This window comes from Pseudomonas sp. NPDC087817 (genome assembly GCF_044742875.1).
Lineage (GTDB): Bacteria > Pseudomonadota > Gammaproteobacteria > Pseudomonadales > Pseudomonadaceae > Aquipseudomonas.
In genome coordinates this window covers 13,361-30,576 of the sequence record NZ_JBIUVJ010000063.1, presented here as the reverse complement: position 1 = coordinate 30,576, position 17,216 = coordinate 13,361, and the positions used below count along the sequence as shown (strand labels likewise).

Below are 17,216 nucleotides of genomic sequence, written 5' to 3'. Positions count from 1 at the left end.
AACTGGCGTGGGCCGGTTCACTGACCTCGGCTCTTTTGTCCGTGAAGTTGACGCGCAGTATAGCGACAGGCCCTAGACCGGCAAAGCGCTCGCGGTGCCCGATGGTCACTGAAAGTGGGTAGAATGCGGTTTTTTTCCAGTTGCGGGGGTGCGCGTTGCGCGAAATCGTCCTGATTAACATCACGGGAGTCGACCGTCCGGGTCTGACGGCGGCCATTACCGGTGTTCTGGCACAGGGTGGCGTGAACATTCTCGACATCGGTCAGGCGGTGATCCACGACATGCTGTCGTTCGGCATCCTGGTGGAAATTCCCGATTCCGAGCAGGGTAAATCCGTGCTCAAGGACATCCTGTTCAAGGGCTACGAGCTCGATCAGCAGGTGCGTTTCACCCCGGTGTCTGAAGAGGATTACCAGCAATGGGTGGGCAATCAGGGCAAAAAGCGCCACATCGTTACCCTGCTGACCCGCAAAGTGACCGCCGGCCAACTGCAGGCTGTCAGCTCGATCACCGCCAAATATGGCTTGAACATCGATCACATCGACCGTCTGTCGGGTCGCATGCCATTGGACACCCCGGCCGACAAGGGCAAGGGCTGCATCGAGTTCTCCGTGCGTGGTGAAGCGGCGGATCCGCAGGCGCTGCGCGCTGAATTCCTCAGCGTCGCTCAAGAGCTGAACGTCGATATCGCCTTCCAGGAAGATTCGCTGTTCCGTCGTAATCGTCGTCTGGCGGTGTTCGATATGGACTCGACGCTGATCGAAGCTGAAGTCATCGATGAATTGGCCAAGGCTGCCGGCGTCGGCGAGCAGGTTTCGGCGATCACTGAGCGGGCGATGGCTGGCGAACTGGATTTCCGCGCCAGTTTCAAAGAACGTCTGGCATTGCTCAAAGGCCTGGACGTCAGCGTGCTGGACTCGATCGGCGCCTCGCTGCGGCTGACCGAAGGTGCAGAAACCCTGTTCGCCGAACTCAAGCGTCTAGGCTACAAGACTGCAATCCTGTCCGGCGGCTTCACCTATTTCGCCAAACAGTTGCAAGCCAAACTCGGCATCGACTATGTGTTCGCCAACGAACTGGAAGTGGTCGACGGCAAGTGCACTGGCGTGGCGATCGAGCCGATTGTCGACGCGCAGCGCAAGGCAGACCTGCTGAAGGAGCTGGCGCACAAGGAAGGTTTGCGTCTGGAGCAGACCATCGCGGTCGGCGACGGCGCGAATGATCTGCCGATGCTGGCGATTGCCGGATTGGGTGTGGCGTTCCGTGCCAAGCCGCTGGTCAAGCAGTCGGCGAAGCAGGCGATCTCGACGTTGGGTCTTGATGGCGTGTTGTATCTGCTGGGTTTCCGCGATCGCGACGGGCAGCTCTAAGCCTGGTGCGGGCCTCTGTGGCGAGGGAGCTTGCTCCCGCTGGACTGCGCAGCAGGCCCCTTCTTTTGCTGGATACAGAGGGAGTCGCTTCGCAACTCAGCGGGAGCAAGCTCCCTCGCCACAGGTTTCTGGATTGCCCCTAAAGCGACTTCCACAACGAATCAAAATCCTCCTCGCTCCCGCCATTCTGCGCGGCCTCCAGCGAGCGATAAGCAAACTGATTGAAACTGTGCGTACTCGCCACCCGTCGATCCAGCCCGGCGCGGTGCTCCTCGCCGTGGGTGTTGATCAGCACTTTATTGCCTTCCTGAAACGGCAGTCGTGGTGCCAGCAAGGTTGCCGGTAAATCGATTGCGCTGATTTCCGGCAGCAGTAATCCGCGTAAATAGTGACTGTGGTCGTCTCGCGAACGCACCAGTTGCAAGCCGCATGGCTGTGCATGGGGCGCCACCAGTTCGATGCCCATCTGCGTTCCGCCACCGCGCACTTGCCGGATCCAGCGAATCACCGCGATGCTCCAGCCCAGACTCGCACTGTCCTGAATCCCGAGCATTTCCCCGGCCTGCAACTCGGCGGGCACGTCTTTCGGCCAGCCAAGGCAATAACCTCCGGGGCTGTGATTGATCACTGGCAACGCATAGGTCGGATAGTGCGGCGTGTTGTCGGTGCTGTTTTCGTCCTCGACCAGATGGTCGTACTGAATTTCCTCATAAGGCAGGAACTCATCAGCCTGGCTTTGCGGAGCGGCATCGAAGGCCTGACTCCAGCTGTCTTTTTCTCCCTTGGCCACCACGCTGCTGAAGTTCGCCGCACGGGCCCCGGGATGCTTGAGCAATTCGCTGAACGTGCGTTCGCCGCCGAGGTAGAAGTGCAGGGCGCTCATGCCCACGCACACGGTCAAAGTGCCCTGACCCATGGTGCGTTGAAAGCTGCGCTCGGCGGTCTGGCCCCAGGTTGCGTGCAAGTGTTGCAGGGTATCGAAGCTGAGGCCTGTCGGGATCGGCAGTGGCGTCGAGGTGTCCTGACGCAGCAGATGCGCTTCGATGGCATTCACCAACGGCTGCGGATCGAAACCGAGTAGCCCGGGCTTTTGCTCACTACGAAACATCGAGCGGTAGCGCGGGCCGACGTCAATGTCGGCACTGATCGCAAACAAGCCATCGTCCGGACTGCCGGGGCGCAGCTTGAGCAAGGCGCTCCACGGCTCCAACACTTCCGCGAGCCGGGCGATCTGGTTTTGGCGCAGTTGGTTGCAACGGGCGCTGCCCAATAACAGGGTGGCGATGTAAGTCTGTTCGAGGCTCAGCTCCGTGGTCAGGCTGGCGAGGTCGTCATGCACACGGCGCTGATGCAACTGCAATTCACAGGCGAGGCGATACAGCTGATGCAGCTCGAACCACAGGTGTTCCGGCGGCGAACTGTACAACTGCGTGGCGCGCACCAGTTGACCCTTGAGTGCATGCGCCGCCCGTTGCAGGGCCAGGCTGATCAGCGCCGCGCGATCCTTGCTGTACTTGGGCGCGATGCGCAAAAGGATCTGTTTGTAGCCGATGGCCAGCTGACTTTGCAGCGTCTGACACAGGTTGCTGATCTTGCGCGAGCGCTCATCAAGCATGATTGCCTGATGCAGGAAGTGCCGCTCCAGGTGCTGGCAGACGAAATACACCTCGGGGCGCAGCAGCTCCAGCAGTTGCAGGCGATTGTCACTGGGGGTCACCAACTGATTGAGCTCGCCCAGTCCTTGATACAACTGGCGGGCGGTTTCGCCGATGTTGGCTTTTGGCAGGCCGGCGATCCAGCGCTTGAGGTCGCGCGGTGTGGCGTCGCAAAACGACAGGCGCGATTGCGTCGGAGTGGGGGCGCTTAGCAGCGGTGGGGAGATGGTCTGGCTCATGCCAAAAACCATAGCAGCAAATGCTGCAACCTGTGGGAGCCGAAGCGGCTCCCACAGCAAGGCATCAGGCTTTTGGCAGTGCCAGGCCTTGGCCCATTTGTACTGGCGAACCAGCAGCCAACTCCTCGGCCCACTTCACTTGGTCCGGGCCGAACAGCACGATCGCGGTTGAACCCAGCTTGAAGCGGCCCAGTTCAGCACCTTTTTCCAGGTGGATCGGCGCACGGGCGGCTTCGTCGTAGCGGAAGGTTTTCAGTTCACGCTTGGGCGGCGTGACCAGACCGGCCCACACGGTTTCGATCGAAGCAACGATCATCGCGCCCACCAGCACAACCGCCATCGGGCCGCGCTCGGTGTCGAAGATGCACGCTACGCGCTCATTGCGGGCGAACAGTTCCGGCACGTTTTCGGCGGTGGTCTGGTTGACCGAGAAGATCCGGCCCGGGATGTAGACCATTTCGCGCAGGGTGCCGGCCAGCGGCATGTGCACGCGGTGGTAGTCCTTCGGCGACAGGTAAATAGTCGCGAAGTCGCCACCCATGAACGGCGCCGCATTGGCCGCGTCACCGCCGAGCAGTTCCAGCACGCTGAAGCTGTGGCCCTTGGCCTGGAACACACGACCATGTTCGATCGGGCCGAGTTGGCTGACCGCACCGTCGGCCGGGCTGAGGATCGCGCCCGGCGTCTGGTCCAGTGGGCGCGCGCCGTCTTTCAGGGCACGGGTGAAGAAGGCGTTGAAGTGCTCGTAAGCGGTCAGGTCTTCGACCAGCGCTTGCGACATGTCGACTTGGTAGCGTTTGGCGAACCATTGGGTGAAGGCATTCTTGAACCAGCGCACGCGGCACTCGGCGATGCAACCGGCCAGGCGCGACAGCAGGTGATGAGGCAGCAGGTACTGACTGAGGATAAACAGACGCTCTTTCATTAGTTGTCCTTAAAAACCTTAAATCTCGACAGGCGTGTCAGGGTGGTTGCCCCATTCGCCCCAGGAACCGGCGTAGCCCTTGACCCGCGGATAACCGAGGGACTTGGCCACCAGATAAGTGAAGCCCGACCGGTGATGGGTCTGGCAGTGGGTAATGATTTCTTTGTCCTTGGTGATCCCGAGGTCTTCGAGGATCTGCGGCATGTCCGTGCGAATGCGCAGGTGACGTGCCTTGTCCATGCCCGCCGTCCATTCGAAGTTGACCGCGCCGGGAATGTGCCCGGCCTTGGCTGCGAGCACTTTCTCACCGGAGTATTCCAGCGGCCCGCGTGCATCCCAGATCGCCAGATCGGCGGCGCCGAGACGGCTTTGCAGGTATTCGCGGGTGGCGGTCGGCTCTTCGTGCAGCGTCAACGGCACCGGGCCGCCGACAGCCGGCGGGACCTGGATCGACATCGGCGAACCTTCCGCCAGCCACGCCGGCAGACCGCCATCGACATAGTGGTACTTGTCGTGACCGATCATGTCGAGCAGCCAGATGAAGCGCCCGGCCCAGCCACCGCCCTCGTCGTCATAGACCACGTAGACCGCGTCTTTGCGATGGCCCAGTTCACCGAACAACGCTTCCAGATCGGCTTTCGCCGGCAGCAGCCCCGGCGCCGGCGGCTGGCCGAGCTGGGTGCGTTTCGGATCGACAAACCGTGCACCGGGCAGGTGACCTTCGGCATAGCGGGCAGGGCTAGTCAGATCCACCAGAATCAGTTCGCTGGACTCGAGCCGAGGGAGCAGGTCGCTCGGTTCGATAACGAGCGGCAAGCCAGAGAAGTCAGACATGTGAGGTCTCCAGAGCACAAAGGGGAGGATTGTAGCGCAGCCTCATCGGCCACGGCTGCTAAAGCTGTGCAGGGCCTTTTCGATGCACTGCGCGGTTTTGCCGAAGGCTTGCACGCTGATGTCGGCGAATGGCCCGCCGCCCTGATCGGCAACGACGATCATGATCACCCGGCCATTATTGAGCAATGAGCGCAGGAACAGGTGCTCGCCACGGAACAGCGTGCGCAGGCCTGCCGGCAATAACGCGGAGAATTGTGCGTTGTTCTCGGGATTGATCCGCACCTGCGCCTGTTGGGTCAGCAGTCGTTGCAAGACTTTGCTTTGGCTGACGCCAAAGTTCAGCGCGCCGGCTTCCTTCGGCAGACCGAACGTCTGATGCACGCGCAGATTCGATTGCGTGCGATCGGCCATCAGGATCATCACCCGGCGCATGCCGCTGGCAACCAAGGCATCGCGGGCGGCGACGGTCAGGCTCATGGCATTGGTAAAGCGGCTCGGCTCGGCGAGCAGTTCGGCGCACTGTTTACGCCACTGGGTCAAATCTTCTGCATTCGGCGCTGGCGCGGGCAACATGCCGGCAGGCAAACGATGGGTGCCCCACGGCCACAACAGCGAAACCGCCGGGTGCCACAAATCGGGCATTGCGTGCTGACGCGCACTGTTGGCGGCTTGCTGGTGCAGCTGTTGCTGCACCTCGTCCATCGAAATCTGCAGATAAAGGCTGGTCAGGTATTGCCAACGCTCGCTGTGCGGACTGTCCCAGGCTTGCTGTGCCGACAGCGCCAGACCATTGGCCAGCAGCACGGTGTTGGCCGGCTGATTGAGCCAGCGACGCAAGGTCGGGTCATCGTCGAGGCGATTTTGCTGGCGCAGCGGATGTTCGCTGTCGCGGGCGATGCGCAACACTTTGACCAGTTCGCGCTGTTCGCTGAGCAGCAATTTGTAGCCCTGCTGCACCCAGATCGGCAGATGCCAGACTTGCACCAGCGCTTCAGCGATTTTCAGCAGACGCACACCGAACAATTGCTTCTCGACAGTCCGCGCCGATTCGCCCTTGTGGATAACCCGCAGCTCCCACTCTTCAAGTAGCTGTGGATAGGTCAGCGCCAATGGCCATAGTGGCGAGAGAAACAGCAGACTGCCCCAATGAATGTCCTGCCACAGCCGCGCCAGGCGACTGGCGAAAAAACCGTTGGCTTGCTGCGAAGCGTGCTGGCTGATCATTTGCAGTTGGCGCAGGGCCTTGGGGATCTGCATCTGCGGTTCGGCCGGCAGGCGCGCGAGCAACTCTTCAGTGCGGGCGAGGCCGAGACGATTGATCGCGACTTCCAGATTTTCCGCCGGCGTGCCCATGTTGCCGTGGGTGTGACGATTCGCCTCACGGATGATGCTCAAGGCCAGCGCCGGGCTGTCCTGCATCAGGTCGGCGATGTCGCGTATCGAGCTGCGATTGTCACGGATCGCCCGGCAGACTTTGTCGTGAGCCTCTTGCGGTACGGGCAGGCGGACGCTGTCGAGCAGCTTGACCCAGCCGTCGACGGTGGTCGGTTTTGCGTGTGGGACGTTCGTTTCATTAGCCATGTCTGGACGAGATCTTCACTGACTGTAGACGCGCCCGGCATGGGCTAAATTGGCTTTTCGCCTGAACTGGCTATAGTCTGGCGCAGTTTTGCCGATAAGTAGAAGAAGAGATTTTTTAACTTCCGAATATGACCTTGAACCCGACTTAAATAAGTACTTTCTACCTATGGCTAAAATTATCGGCATCATCGTCGTATTCGCGAGCGTGCTCGGCGGATACGTGCTCTCCCACGGCAAGATTGCCGCCCTGATCCAGCCTTTCGAGGTGATGATCATCGGTGGTGCGGCACTGGGTGCATTCCTCCAGGCCAACCCCGGTTACATGACGATGCACGTGCTCAAGAAATCCCTGAGCATGTTCAGTTCGCGCTTCAGCCACACTTTCTATCTGGAAGTGCTCGGCCTGATCTACGAGATCCTCAACAAGAGCCGCCGCGAAGGCATGATGGCCATCGAAGGCGACATCGAAGATGCCGCTGCGAGCCCGATCTTCGCCAAGTACCCGGCGGTACTGGGTATCGTGGTGACCATGGCCTCGCTGGGTGAAGGCGATCAGAAGTCCATTGGTCTGCACGTGGGTGCGGCACTCGTGGGTACCTTCTTCGGTATTCTCGCGGCCTACGGTTTCTTCGGTCCGTTGGCGCACTCGTTGGCTCACGATGCCAAGGAAGAACTGAACGTCTACGAGGCCATCAAGGCTTCGCTGGTGGCTTCGGCTTCCGGCATGCCGCCGTCGCTGGCGGTCGAGTTCGGGCGCAAGGTTCTGTACCCGGCGCACCGTCCAAGCTTCGCCGAGCTGGAACAAGCGGTTCGCGGTCGCTAAGTCATGGAAAATAATCAGCCGATTATCATCAAGCGCGTCAAGCGCATAGCCGGCGGGCATCACGGCGGGGCGTGGAAAATCGCCTTCGCCGACTTCGCCACGGCGATGATGGCGTTCTTCCTGGTGTTGTGGCTGCTGTCCACCGCGACGCCTGAGCAGAAGATCGCCATCGCCGGCTATTTCAAAGACCCGGTCGGCTTCTCCGAAAGCGGCACGCCGTACATCATCGATCTGGGCGGTACGCCGACGCTGGCGCCGGAAAACACCCTCAACCCCGAGGTTAAATCCCAGCCGCAACCGGACAAGGTCACGGTCGACACCGAACAGGTTGAAGGCATGGCCGAGCAGGTTGAGAAAGAACGTCTGGAACTGCTCCTGCAAGAACTGCAGAACAAGGTCGACGAGAACCCGCAGCTGCAGAAATTCAAGGACCAGATCCTCTTCGAGATCACGCCGAACGGCTTGCGCATCCAGATCATGGACGCCGAGAACCGGCCGATGTTCGACTCGGGTTCGGCACGCCTGAAACCGTACTTCGAAGACATTCTGCTGGCCATGGCCGACACCATCAAAGCGGTGCCGAACAAGATCAGCATCAGCGGCCACACCGATGCCAAGCCGTACACCGGCACCGGCGATTTCGGTAACTGGGAGCTGTCGGCCAACCGCGCCAACGCCGCCCGCCGCGCTTTGGTTGCGGGCAGCTATCCGGATACGCAAGTGGCGCGGGTGGTCGGTTACGCCTCGTCGGCATTGTTCGACAAGGAAAACCCGTTCAACCCGGTCAACCGCCGCATCGACATCGTGGTGCTGACCAAAAAGGCCCAAGCCGCGATCGAAGGTTCGCAAGGTGCCGATCCGGCGAAACCGGCCGATGAGAGTCAGAACGGCGCCGCTCCGGCAACGCCGGTCGACCCCAACGCGCTACCGGCGGATCAGCAACCGGTACCGGCACACGAGTTGCGCGAACGGCTCAACCTGTTCGACGACGCCGCGCCGAAACCGGCCGAACCGGGCAGTGCGGCCCCCGCGCCGAAGCAGTAATCCATAAAAAGCCACGGTGACCGTGGCTTTTTTGTGCCTGCCTGCGTCGCATTGACCAGTCGCAGTTTTCGCAATCACGGAAGATCAGTTATGGAAAGACTCAAAGCCTATTTTCAGCGGCACGGCAACGCTCCCTTCAAATTCGGCGAGGGTCGGGTCAGTGGCTACATCTCGGCCACGCTCGGGCTGCTGAGCCTGCTGGCGGTATTCTGCTTCCTGTTTCCCGAATGGCTGACCACGGCCGAACTGCGCAAGGTCTACGACGAGCAATTCGCCCGTACCACGCTGTTGCTCGGGCTGGTGCTGTCGTTCAGCCTCGGCACCCTGAACATCCTGCTCAACAAGCGTAAACGCCTGGGCATCACCGGACTGGTCGCGTCAGGCCTGGCGGTGTTTCTCGGCGGCACCAATGTGCAGGTCAGCGAGATCGGGCAGACCCCTTACTCGCTCGGTCTGGACTGGTTTGTGCTGGCGCTGCTGATCTCGGCGCTCGTGTTTATTCCGCTGGAAAAGCTTTACTCCAAAGACCCCGAGCAGAACATCCTGCGCCCGCACTGGCGTACCGACCTGACCTACTTTTTCGTCAGCCACATGCTGGTGCAGTTCATCCTCATCTTCATCACCGCCTCGTCGAGCTATATCGCCGGTTGGGCGGTGTCGCCGGGCTTGCAGGCCAGCGTGCAAAGTCTGCCGCTGGTGGTGCAGTTCCTGCTCGCGATACTGGTGGCGGATCTTGGCCAGTACTGGCTGCATCGGCTCTACCACGTCGTGCCATTTCTGTGGCGCCTCCACGCCGTGCATCACTCCAGCACGCACATGGACTGGCTTGCTGGCTCGCGTGTGCACTTCATCGAAATCCTTCTGACCCGCACCGGCGTGCTGGTGCCGCTGATGCTGCTGGGCTTCGCACCACAGGCGTTGAATGCCTACGTGATTCTGGTTGGCGTTCAAGCCGTATTGGCCCACGCCAACGTGCGGATCAACGGCGGCTGGCTGAATTACCTGATCGTCCTGCCGCGTTACCACCATTGGCACCACGCCCGGCACAAGGACTACATCTACAAGAACTACGCGATCCATACACCGCTGGTGGACATGCTGTTCGGCACTTTCAAGCTGCCGCCGAAGGAATGGCCAGTGCGTTATGGCGTGTTTGGCAAGGAATTGCCGGGCGGGATTGTGCGTCAGCATCTGTATGCGTTTCGGAAGCCTGAGCCGAAGTAGGGCGGGGTGGATGTGAAAAAGCCGCGATGATCGCGGCTTTTTTGTGCCTGTTGAACGGCAGGTTGTTGTAAAGGAAATGTCCTTCCGATTTTGAAGAATCCCCCTACAGCTATCTTTTTTTCGCCTTGTTAGCGTGCTTGCCAGTTTTCGCGAGCACAAACCAGGGACGGTTTCGACATCGCGCTCTTTTCCTCTTTGCTTAAGGATAAGCGTATGTTCCGGTCGGCCAATGCCGCGCATTTTGCGTTGCAGATTCCTGCTATCCGTCACGACTTCCAGGTGCTGGCCTTCAGCGGCACCGAAGCGATCAGCACCCTCTACGGCATCCATATTGAACTGGTCAGCGAGCACCCCGATTTCGATCTGGAGAGCATGCTCAGCCAACCGGCGTTTCTGCAATTTGGTTTCAATGGCGAAGGTATTCACGGGCGTATTGAAAACGTACTGGTTGGTGAGGCCGGTAAACGCCTGACCCGCTATCACCTGACGCTGGTGCCGGCGCTGCACTATTTGCAGTTCAGCCACGATCAGCGGATTTTCCAGCGCATGACTGTGCCGCAGATCATCGCCCAAGTGCTCAACGGTCATGGCATTCAGGCCGATGCGTTTACCTTCCACGTCAGCACCAGCGCCGCTCGCGAATACTGCACGCAGTACGCGGAATCTGACCTGGAATTCATACAAAGGTTATGCGCCGAGGAGGGCATTGCCTGGCACCACCAGCACTCGGTGGATGGGCATCTATTGGTGTTCACCGATGATCAGGTGTTCCTGCCCAAACTTGGCGCCACGTCGTATCAGCAAGATTCCGGCATGGTCGCCGAGCATTCGGTGGTCAGCCGTTTCAGCGCGCGAACCAGCACCCGTACCAGCACGGTCACTCGCCGCGACTATGACCTGAAACGCCCAAGTCTGTTGATTGAAAGCCACTTCACCGCCGAGTTCACCCCGGCGCTGGAGGACTACCGTTATCCGCTGTTGATCGAGAACGAAAAGTCCGGCAAGCAATTCGCCCGACAGGCGCTCGAGCGGCATCGCGCCGACTATGAGTTGGGTGAAGGTCAAAGCGATCAGGCGAACCTGCGCTGCGGTCACTTGTTCGAACTGACCGAACACCCGCGCAAAAGCTGCAATGACCTGTGGCTATTGCTCAGCGTTTCTCACGACGGCCGCCAGCCCCAAGTGCTCGAAGAATCGGTCACCAGCGACGCCAACGCGGCTGACGGTTTCACTCAGGGCTATCGCAATACCTTCAGTGTGATCCCCGCCGAGGTGGTGTTTCGCCCACCGTTGCCAGCGCCGTGTCGTCCTCTGGTTTCCCAGACTGCACGTGTGACCGGCCCCGCTAACGAAGAGATCTACTGTGACGAAAATGGCCGCGTGAAGTGCCAGTTTTTCTGGGACCGCGCCGAATTCAACAGCGAGCGCAGCAGTTGCTGGATCCGGGTTTCATCGAGCTGGGCCGGGGAAAATTTTGGTTCGGTGACCATTCCGCGCATCGGTATGGAAGTCGTGGTGACCTATCTCGAAGGCGACCCGGACAAACCGCTGATCACCGGCTGTGTGCCCAACAAGGTTACGTCGCCACCCTACGCCTTGCCCGAGCACAAGACCCGAACCGTGCTGCGCAGCCAAAGTTCACCGCATACCGGCGGCTACAACGAACTGATGATCGAAGACCGCGCCGGTCAGGAAAAAATCTACCTGCGCGCCGAACGCGATGTCGAACAACTGATCCTCAACGACAGCCGCAGTCAGATCCGTCGCGACCGTTTTGAGCAAGTCGACAACCACAGCACCAGCCTCATCAAAGCTGACGAACGCCACACCACCGACGGGACGCGCAACACGGTGATCGGCACCGACGACCTGCTCAGTATCAGCGGCAACAGCAGCACCACGGCTGAAGGCACGCTGGTAATCCAGGCCGGCCCGCATGCCCGCGTTACCGCCAGCCAAGTGGTGATCGATGCCGGTACGAGCCTGACGCTGACGGCGGGCGGCCATCACATCGTGATCAATGCCGGCGGGATCTTCAGCAGTGTCGCCATCGTTGAGGGTGGCGCGCCAGTTGCAGGTGTCGCGGCGCAGACGGCGTTGGCGGCAATGCCCGAAGATCCGCAGGCACTGATCGCGCTGGCGGTCACCGCACAAGTGGCTGCGCTGACTCAGGCGGCAGAACAAGCTTCCTCAGTCTGTGCCGTGTGCGAAAAACTGTCACAGGTGAGCGCATGAGCCGGGCTTATCTGTTGCTGGATCGAGTCCAGATCGAAAACCTTCCCGATCGCCTGTTCGAGCTGACGGGCGGCAGGCCTGTTCACTCGCTTTATCAACGTACCGCCTACAGCGCTTTGGACAAGGCCGGCCCCGTGCTGATCGGTGTGCCCCCCGATAGCCCGTTGGCAACGGTTTTTTGGCAGGCGTGGAGCACAACGGCGGGTATCTGGCTGGAGTCTGAGGCCGACGAAGATCAAGTGCTGGCGCATTTGCGCGGCCTGATCCACGCGCGGGTTGACGGGGTTGCGACGGTTTTCTTTCGTTTTTACGACCCGCGTATTACCGCGTTGTGGCTGAAGGATTTGCCCTCGCCTGAGCGTGATCGACTGATGGGGCCAGTACGGCTGATTCGTCTGCCGGATTCACAGATCAATCAGCAAACCGAGCACCCCGCGATCCCGTATGCGCACAAGCCCTGGCTGGTGCTGACGGCGGAACAACTCGATCACCTGAACGCGGCCAAGCGCCAGTCTTTTGCCAGACAGTTGATCGAACACGGTCAACGCTATTTCCCCCAATACCTCAACACAATGGATTCGACTGCTTTGCAGCGATGGGCCATGGAGTGTCAGGCCAGTGCTGCACGGCGGGGCTTCAGTGCCGTCGATGAAGTCCTGCGCTGGGCGCGTTTCTTCACAGTGCTGGGCACTGACTTTCCCGATGGTGCCGAGCACGGCGCCTACCGGCGTTTGCTGGACGAGCCCCGAGTGTTGCCGCACCAGCGTCTGGACAACCTCAACAGCGCATTGACGCACCAATTGCTGACCGACAAGGACTTCGCCTGATGAGCGCCGAAAAACTGGCCATGGTCGACGAGGCCGCTCAGGCCGAACGCGAGGCCAAATCCCAGCCGCATGTGGACATCAACAGCACGGTGCATCCGTGCCCCGCCAGTCAGCCCGAACTGTTTGTGGTGCCGGTGCGCTATGCGCTGGCGCACGAAAAGGCTGAGCACGTTTGTTGCGTTCCCGGTATTACGCCCCAGAGTCGCCCGATGGCGGCGCGGCGTTTGCGGGCCGGGTTTGTTTACCTCTGGCAGCATCAGGGGCCGCTCAAGCGTTTTGCTGTTTCGCCGCAGGGTCTGTTGCAGGAACAGGCGCTGGACGCGGCGGCCGCTCCGGTGCCCGACGCAACACTCACAGGCCTGGTGCTGCAAAAAATCCACGACGCCTGGATGCTTTACAGCGAATTCCCGTTGAACGCCGAGCACTGCCGAATCCTTAGCGAGAGCAGCGCCAAACGCAGCCAGCACATGCGCCACATTGCCTTGCGCACAGTGGCCGACGAACTGCAGGCCCCACACTGTCCACCGCTGGAGAAGGCCGACGAGGTCATCGCCGAACTTCTCCCGGATACCTATGCCCGGTCGATGAAAGTTGACCAGCAAAAAAATGCCGAGGACACCGAAGCCCTCGGTGCGACGCTGTTAGAGCAGCCGACTCCTGCCAACATCAATGCCTACACAGACGCCAGGCATCGCATCCGTGAGCGCGACAAGGTCCTCGCTCAGCATCCCGACGCCAGTGACGAGCCACCGGGCGAGTGGAGCGCCGAACCGTGGGCCGGGCAGGGCACGCGGGACTGGCTGGACAATGCCAAGACACAAAGCACGGGGCTGTTCGCTGTCTTCGCCTGCCTGGACGACGATCTGGGCGTGTTGCGTGACATCAACCACGAACAGGAATGGCTGGAAGCCGGCCACGAAAAATGGTTGGGCGAAAACAATCTGCGCCTGAGTATCGGCGGCTTTGTGCGCAGTTTGATCACCGAGGATGGCGCCGAACTGGCCGGCAGTCTCAGCTACCGCTACAAGGATCGCGACATCAGCCTTACGCCCGAACAGGGCCAGATCATGCTCGACACCCAGGATCGGCTGAACGAGGAACTCAGGGTTGAAACCCGGGATCGTCAATTCGGCGGTCGGCCGACCGAGGCCGAAGCTGCCGTCCGTGATGCACGTATCGCAGCCATTGTCGGTCCGGTGCGGGCGTTTATTCCGGCCGATCTGTACTACGAAGCGGAGGAAGTGGTGCGGCAATACCGCGCGGAAAAACACGCCAACCTCAACAATCACGCATTCAGCGCCAAGGTCGGCAAGTACATCGACCTCGATGCCATGGACACATGGTTCACCGACACCGCCGCCGGCCACTTCCAACAACTCGAACAACGCCACACTGCGTTGTTCGCTGATCGTGGCGTGTACCTGAAGCACTCGGCCAGCGGCACCTGGTTTGTCGATTACGACGACCTCGACACTCGCCAATGGCTGACCGAACTCGCCAGCGGTTGCCTGACCGCGCAATGCATCCGCGCGCAAGGCGCCGAGCAATACGCCGACTACGTGCGCGCCCCCGACGGTGGCGCACTCCGACAACTGTTCAGCGCCTGGACACCGTCGATTGAGGCGGCAGTCAACAACGCCTCGCGCCTTGGCGAGTTGATGGCCGCCCTGTCCGCCGACAACCTCAGCGCCACCCATCAGGCCTTGGCGCCGCTGAGCGTGGTGGTGCTGGACGACATCGCGACCATGGCCCGCGAGGCCGATAGCCAATGGAATGTGTTGGTCAATCGGCTGGGTGCAGCGTTGTTGTTGCTCAAGGGGGACAAGGGTTTCAGTGCGTCGTGGATGAGCATTTTTCTTGCCGCGAGGTTGGGGGGTGAGAGCCGCTTGCAGTTCGCGATCGAAGCCGGGCGACCGGTGTGGAAATTGCTGGGGCAACGGGCCGAGGCGCTGAGTGAATGGGTGAACAAGACGGGGAAAGCCATTGGGGTTGGGCGGGTGGAGCGGATTGTGAATTCGCCAGTGGTGGTCAATAGCGGGGGAGTGGTGCCGTTGGCGGCGTTGTTGGTCAACGTGGTGAATGTGCAGAACTATTTGAGCGAGGCCGGGGTGCTGGAGGGGATGGATGCCCGGCGGGTGAATGACACGGTGTCGGCGAGTTTGTATGGGGCGGCGGCGTTGGTGGCGGTGGTGGATAGTCAGGTGCGGATGGGGTTGGGGATTAAAGAGTTTGGTAGGGGCCGGTCAATCGCTCCGACTTTAACGTTGTTTGGCGGGGTGATTGGTGGGTTGTCGGCCTATGCAGCCTTGCAAGAGTTCAAATCCTTGAAACAACAGCTAGAGGATGCCCAAAAGCGAGTCGATCCATGGCTGCAACTGCGTCAGTTCGCGGTTGGAGGGCAAGTAGCGACCTTCGGCGCCCAAGCGATATTAGGGTTTGGCTACACCGCCCGTGCCTTAGCAGGGTCAATCACAGCGGATGTCGCAATCTTGCGTTACACGCTGTACATGGGGCCGTTGAACTGGATCATTTTGGGGTTTGGCGCACTGTACCTGACAGCCTGGCTCTTCGAAAAAACACCGCTGCAAAACTTCCTGAACAACTGCTGCTGGTCTAAAGCGCGGGCTAACGATTTGGAGCCTATCGGGCCGAAAGCCCAACAGGACGAACTCGACCGGTTGTACCTCATCCTGTACACGCCACGAGTCACCATGGAAAGCAGCTCGGAGCAGGCGCGTGATGATGGCCGTTCCGGCCTGACTTTCGTCAGTGCCATCAATTCGTTGACCATCGACTTGCCGGGTGCGGAACCCGGCAGTGCATACCTGGAGCTGAGTATGATCGGTGACCCGGTAGATACCCTAGGCTTCCGGCATCTGATCAAGAACAGCCCGACCAATAGCTACAAGGCACCGAGGCCTTGGCGCGATATGACCCCGCACTGGTTGGCCAGCAGTCGTTGTGAGTGGATACCGTTCAAGGAAGGTCAGGGTTTGCGTCTGAGTGGACCGTTTAACGAACTGCTGAATGTTTTGGGCACGCCTCCGAGCACGATTTCACTAAGGTTGCGTTATCACACGCCATTGACCGGGATACTCGGCGCTAGAAGTTTTATCGGCGGAGAGCGAGGTTTGGCTTTTACGTTGAACAACACCTCGGGCGTCATAGCGCTTAGAAACGACCCAACACCCGAACTTGATCGTGTACCGAATTACCCGCTCGGCGAGGATCACCCCGGCGCCATTTACCTGCAACCAAAGGACAAGCGATGAGTACGCCACCGGCAGGCACAACGGAAAAAAGGATGTTTTCGCGCAATGACTATCTGGCGCCATTGCCAATTCCTACGGGTGAAAGGCCTTGCGATGTGCTCAACACCATCTGGCGCAAGAATGAGGCGGTTCTCGATATCGGTAACTACAGCATCGGTTCGGCGGTGATGGTGATGTGGCCCGGAGTGATGTTGTTTTTGGGGCTGGCATACGTTTTCGATGACCCTGACGCGTTGATATTAGGAGCTTGTATCATGGCTCTCCCTATCTATTGGTTGATCCAAGGCCTCTTCCGCGAAGTCCCTTTACCCATACGCTTCAATCGCCAACGCCGCGAAGTCTGCGTCCCCCGCAATAACGGCGAGTACTGGATAGTCCCTTGGGAAACCGTGACAGCCGCCGCCACTCAACAGTCATCAGTCAGTCAGGCCGGCAAAGCCACAATGGGTCTGCTGGTCATCGGTTTCGAAAACCCCGACCCGCACGCTACGGAAGACAACAAGCATTTTTCGCTGGGCTTCAACTGTGGCGGCGGCACTACAGCGATGGCGTTATGGGAATGCACGCGCAGTTACATGGAAATTGGACCTGAGGCCGTCCCCGAAAGTCGGGTGGGTATCGCACCTTACGAAGAAACCCAAATCGGATCGCTAATCGTCGACCTGCGCAAAGGGGAAATATTAAGCGTCCTGTGGGGAGTTTTCTGCATAACGTTTCTGGGCACCTATCTGGCGGAAAAGTTGCAGGACTGGAAGCTTTCCCATCCACCGGAATTGCCCTATCCCGACATCATCGAATGGTCGAAACCGCTCCCTCCTGAACAGTGGGCCAAACGCTCTCCAGAGCTGGAAGCAGCCATCACCAAACGCGAGGCTGAACTGGCCGCGCAGGCTCAAAGCGAGTTGGCTTGAGGTCGGATACTCAGGTCTATCGGCATCTGATCAAGAACAGTCCGACCAATAGCTACAAGACGCCGAGGCCTTGGCGCGATATGACGCCCTTTCAAAGAGGTGAAAGACGTACTGCGCACACCACCAAGCACGTTGTCGCTAAGGTTGCGTTATCGCACGCCATTGACCGGGATACTCGGCGCCCGGAGCTTTATCGGCGGAGAGCGCGGTTTGGCATTTACCTTGAACAACTCCACGGGCGTCATTGCGCTACGAGCTGACCCAACTCCCGAACTT

The 17,216-nt window shown here is 60.0% G+C and carries 12 protein-coding genes; 8 read left to right on the top strand and 4 right to left on the bottom strand.

The features are described 5' to 3' along the window. Positions 1-155 precede the first annotated feature (155 nt). A complete protein-coding gene (gene serB / locus ACIONG_RS25475) occupies positions 156-1,370 on the top strand; it encodes a phosphoserine phosphatase SerB (protein ID WP_103304648.1) in 1,215 nt (404 codons plus the stop codon). A 139-nt stretch (positions 1,371-1,509) separates the two neighbouring features. Here the strand turns inward: serB and ACIONG_RS25470 are convergent, their stop codons facing one another. The 4 genes from ACIONG_RS25470 to ACIONG_RS25455 all read right to left on the bottom strand — a co-directional run bounded on the left by ACIONG_RS25470 (position 1,510) and on the right by ACIONG_RS25455 (position 6,604). Beyond that, positions 1,510-3,264, bottom strand: a complete 1,755-nt coding sequence (locus tag ACIONG_RS25470) for a molecular chaperone (protein ID WP_401303448.1) — start codon at positions 3,262-3,264, stop codon at positions 1,510-1,512. A 64-nt stretch (positions 3,265-3,328) separates the two neighbouring features. Next, on the bottom strand, positions 3,329-4,189 hold the full coding sequence (gene asd / locus ACIONG_RS25465; protein ID WP_105705899.1) for an archaetidylserine decarboxylase: 861 nt from the start codon (positions 4,187-4,189) through the stop codon (positions 3,329-3,331). Positions 4,190-4,207: 18 nt separating this feature from the next. Continuing rightward, the gene (gene rhdA, locus ACIONG_RS25460) at positions 4,208-5,023 is read right to left on the bottom strand and encodes a thiosulfate sulfurtransferase (protein WP_401303445.1); all 816 of its coding nucleotides are present in this window, start codon (positions 5,021-5,023) and stop codon (positions 4,208-4,210) included. Positions 5,024-5,065: 42 nt separating this feature from the next. Continuing rightward, entirely contained in the window at positions 5,066-6,604 is a 1,539-nt protein-coding gene (locus tag ACIONG_RS25455; RefSeq protein ID WP_401303443.1) for an HDOD domain-containing protein, read from the bottom strand. Between the two features lie 166 nt (positions 6,605-6,770). Here ACIONG_RS25455 and ACIONG_RS25450 point away from each other — a divergent pair, with 166 nt between their 5' ends. The 7 genes from ACIONG_RS25450 to ACIONG_RS25420 all read left to right on the top strand — a co-directional run bounded on the left by ACIONG_RS25450 (position 6,771) and on the right by ACIONG_RS25420 (position 16,940). Then, positions 6,771-7,427 carry a motility-associated protein gene (locus ACIONG_RS25450; RefSeq protein WP_401303441.1) on the top strand — a complete coding sequence of 219 codons (657 nt, stop codon included), beginning with the start codon at positions 6,771-6,773 and terminating at the stop codon, positions 7,425-7,427. A gap of 3 nt (positions 7,428-7,430) precedes the next feature. Beyond that, positions 7,431-8,471 (top strand): flagellar motor protein MotB, encoded by a 1,041-nt coding sequence (motB, locus tag ACIONG_RS25445; RefSeq protein WP_401303439.1) that lies wholly within the window; start codon positions 7,431-7,433, stop codon positions 8,469-8,471. Between the two features lie 90 nt (positions 8,472-8,561). After that, positions 8,562-9,695 carry a sterol desaturase family protein gene (locus tag ACIONG_RS25440; RefSeq protein WP_103304653.1) on the top strand — a complete coding sequence of 378 codons (1,134 nt, stop codon included), beginning with the start codon at positions 8,562-8,564 and terminating at the stop codon, positions 9,693-9,695. 213 nt (positions 9,696-9,908) lie between these two features. Next, positions 9,909-11,930 (top strand): type VI secretion system tip protein VgrG, encoded by a 2,022-nt coding sequence (locus tag ACIONG_RS25435; RefSeq protein ID WP_401303437.1) that lies wholly within the window; start codon positions 9,909-9,911, stop codon positions 11,928-11,930. Beyond that, entirely contained in the window at positions 11,927-12,757 is an 831-nt protein-coding gene (locus ACIONG_RS25430; RefSeq protein WP_401303435.1) for a DUF4123 domain-containing protein, read from the top strand. The genes ACIONG_RS25435 and ACIONG_RS25430 overlap by 4 nt, the downstream gene beginning before the upstream one ends. Next, the gene (locus ACIONG_RS25425; RefSeq protein WP_401303433.1) at positions 12,757-16,029 is read left to right on the top strand and encodes a toxin VasX; all 3,273 of its coding nucleotides are present in this window, start codon (positions 12,757-12,759) and stop codon (positions 16,027-16,029) included. Before ACIONG_RS25430 ends, ACIONG_RS25425 begins: the two co-directional genes overlap by 1 nt. Next, a complete protein-coding gene (locus ACIONG_RS25420) occupies positions 16,026-16,940 on the top strand; it encodes a hypothetical protein (RefSeq protein WP_401303431.1) in 915 nt (304 codons plus the stop codon). Before ACIONG_RS25425 ends, ACIONG_RS25420 begins: the two co-directional genes overlap by 4 nt. Positions 16,941-17,216 lie beyond the last annotated feature (276 nt).

Bases quoted from the DNA above. Each gene is read 5' to 3' on its own strand.
- ACIONG_RS25470 (WP_401303448.1), bottom strand. From the start codon at position 3,264: ATGAGCCAGACCATCTCCCCACCGCTGCTAAGCGCCCCCACTCCGACG.
- asd (WP_105705899.1), bottom strand. From the start codon at position 4,189: ATGAAAGAGCGTCTGTTTATCCTCAGTCAGTACCTGCTGCCTCATCAC.
- rhdA (WP_401303445.1), bottom strand. From the start codon at position 5,023: ATGTCTGACTTCTCTGGCTTGCCGCTCGTTATCGAACCGAGCGACCTG.
- ACIONG_RS25455 (WP_401303443.1), bottom strand. From the start codon at position 6,604: ATGGCTAATGAAACGAACGTCCCACACGCAAAACCGACCACCGTCGAC.
- ACIONG_RS25450 (WP_401303441.1), top strand. From the start codon at position 6,771: ATGGCTAAAATTATCGGCATCATCGTCGTATTCGCGAGCGTGCTCGGC.
- motB (WP_401303439.1), top strand. From the start codon at position 7,431: ATGGAAAATAATCAGCCGATTATCATCAAGCGCGTCAAGCGCATAGCC.
- ACIONG_RS25440 (WP_103304653.1), top strand. From the start codon at position 8,562: ATGGAAAGACTCAAAGCCTATTTTCAGCGGCACGGCAACGCTCCCTTC.
- ACIONG_RS25435 (WP_401303437.1), top strand. From the start codon at position 9,909: ATGTTCCGGTCGGCCAATGCCGCGCATTTTGCGTTGCAGATTCCTGCT.
- ACIONG_RS25430 (WP_401303435.1), top strand. From the start codon at position 11,927: ATGAGCCGGGCTTATCTGTTGCTGGATCGAGTCCAGATCGAAAACCTT.
- ACIONG_RS25425 (WP_401303433.1), top strand. From the start codon at position 12,757: ATGAGCGCCGAAAAACTGGCCATGGTCGACGAGGCCGCTCAGGCCGAA.
- ACIONG_RS25420 (WP_401303431.1), top strand. From the start codon at position 16,026: ATGAGTACGCCACCGGCAGGCACAACGGAAAAAAGGATGTTTTCGCGC.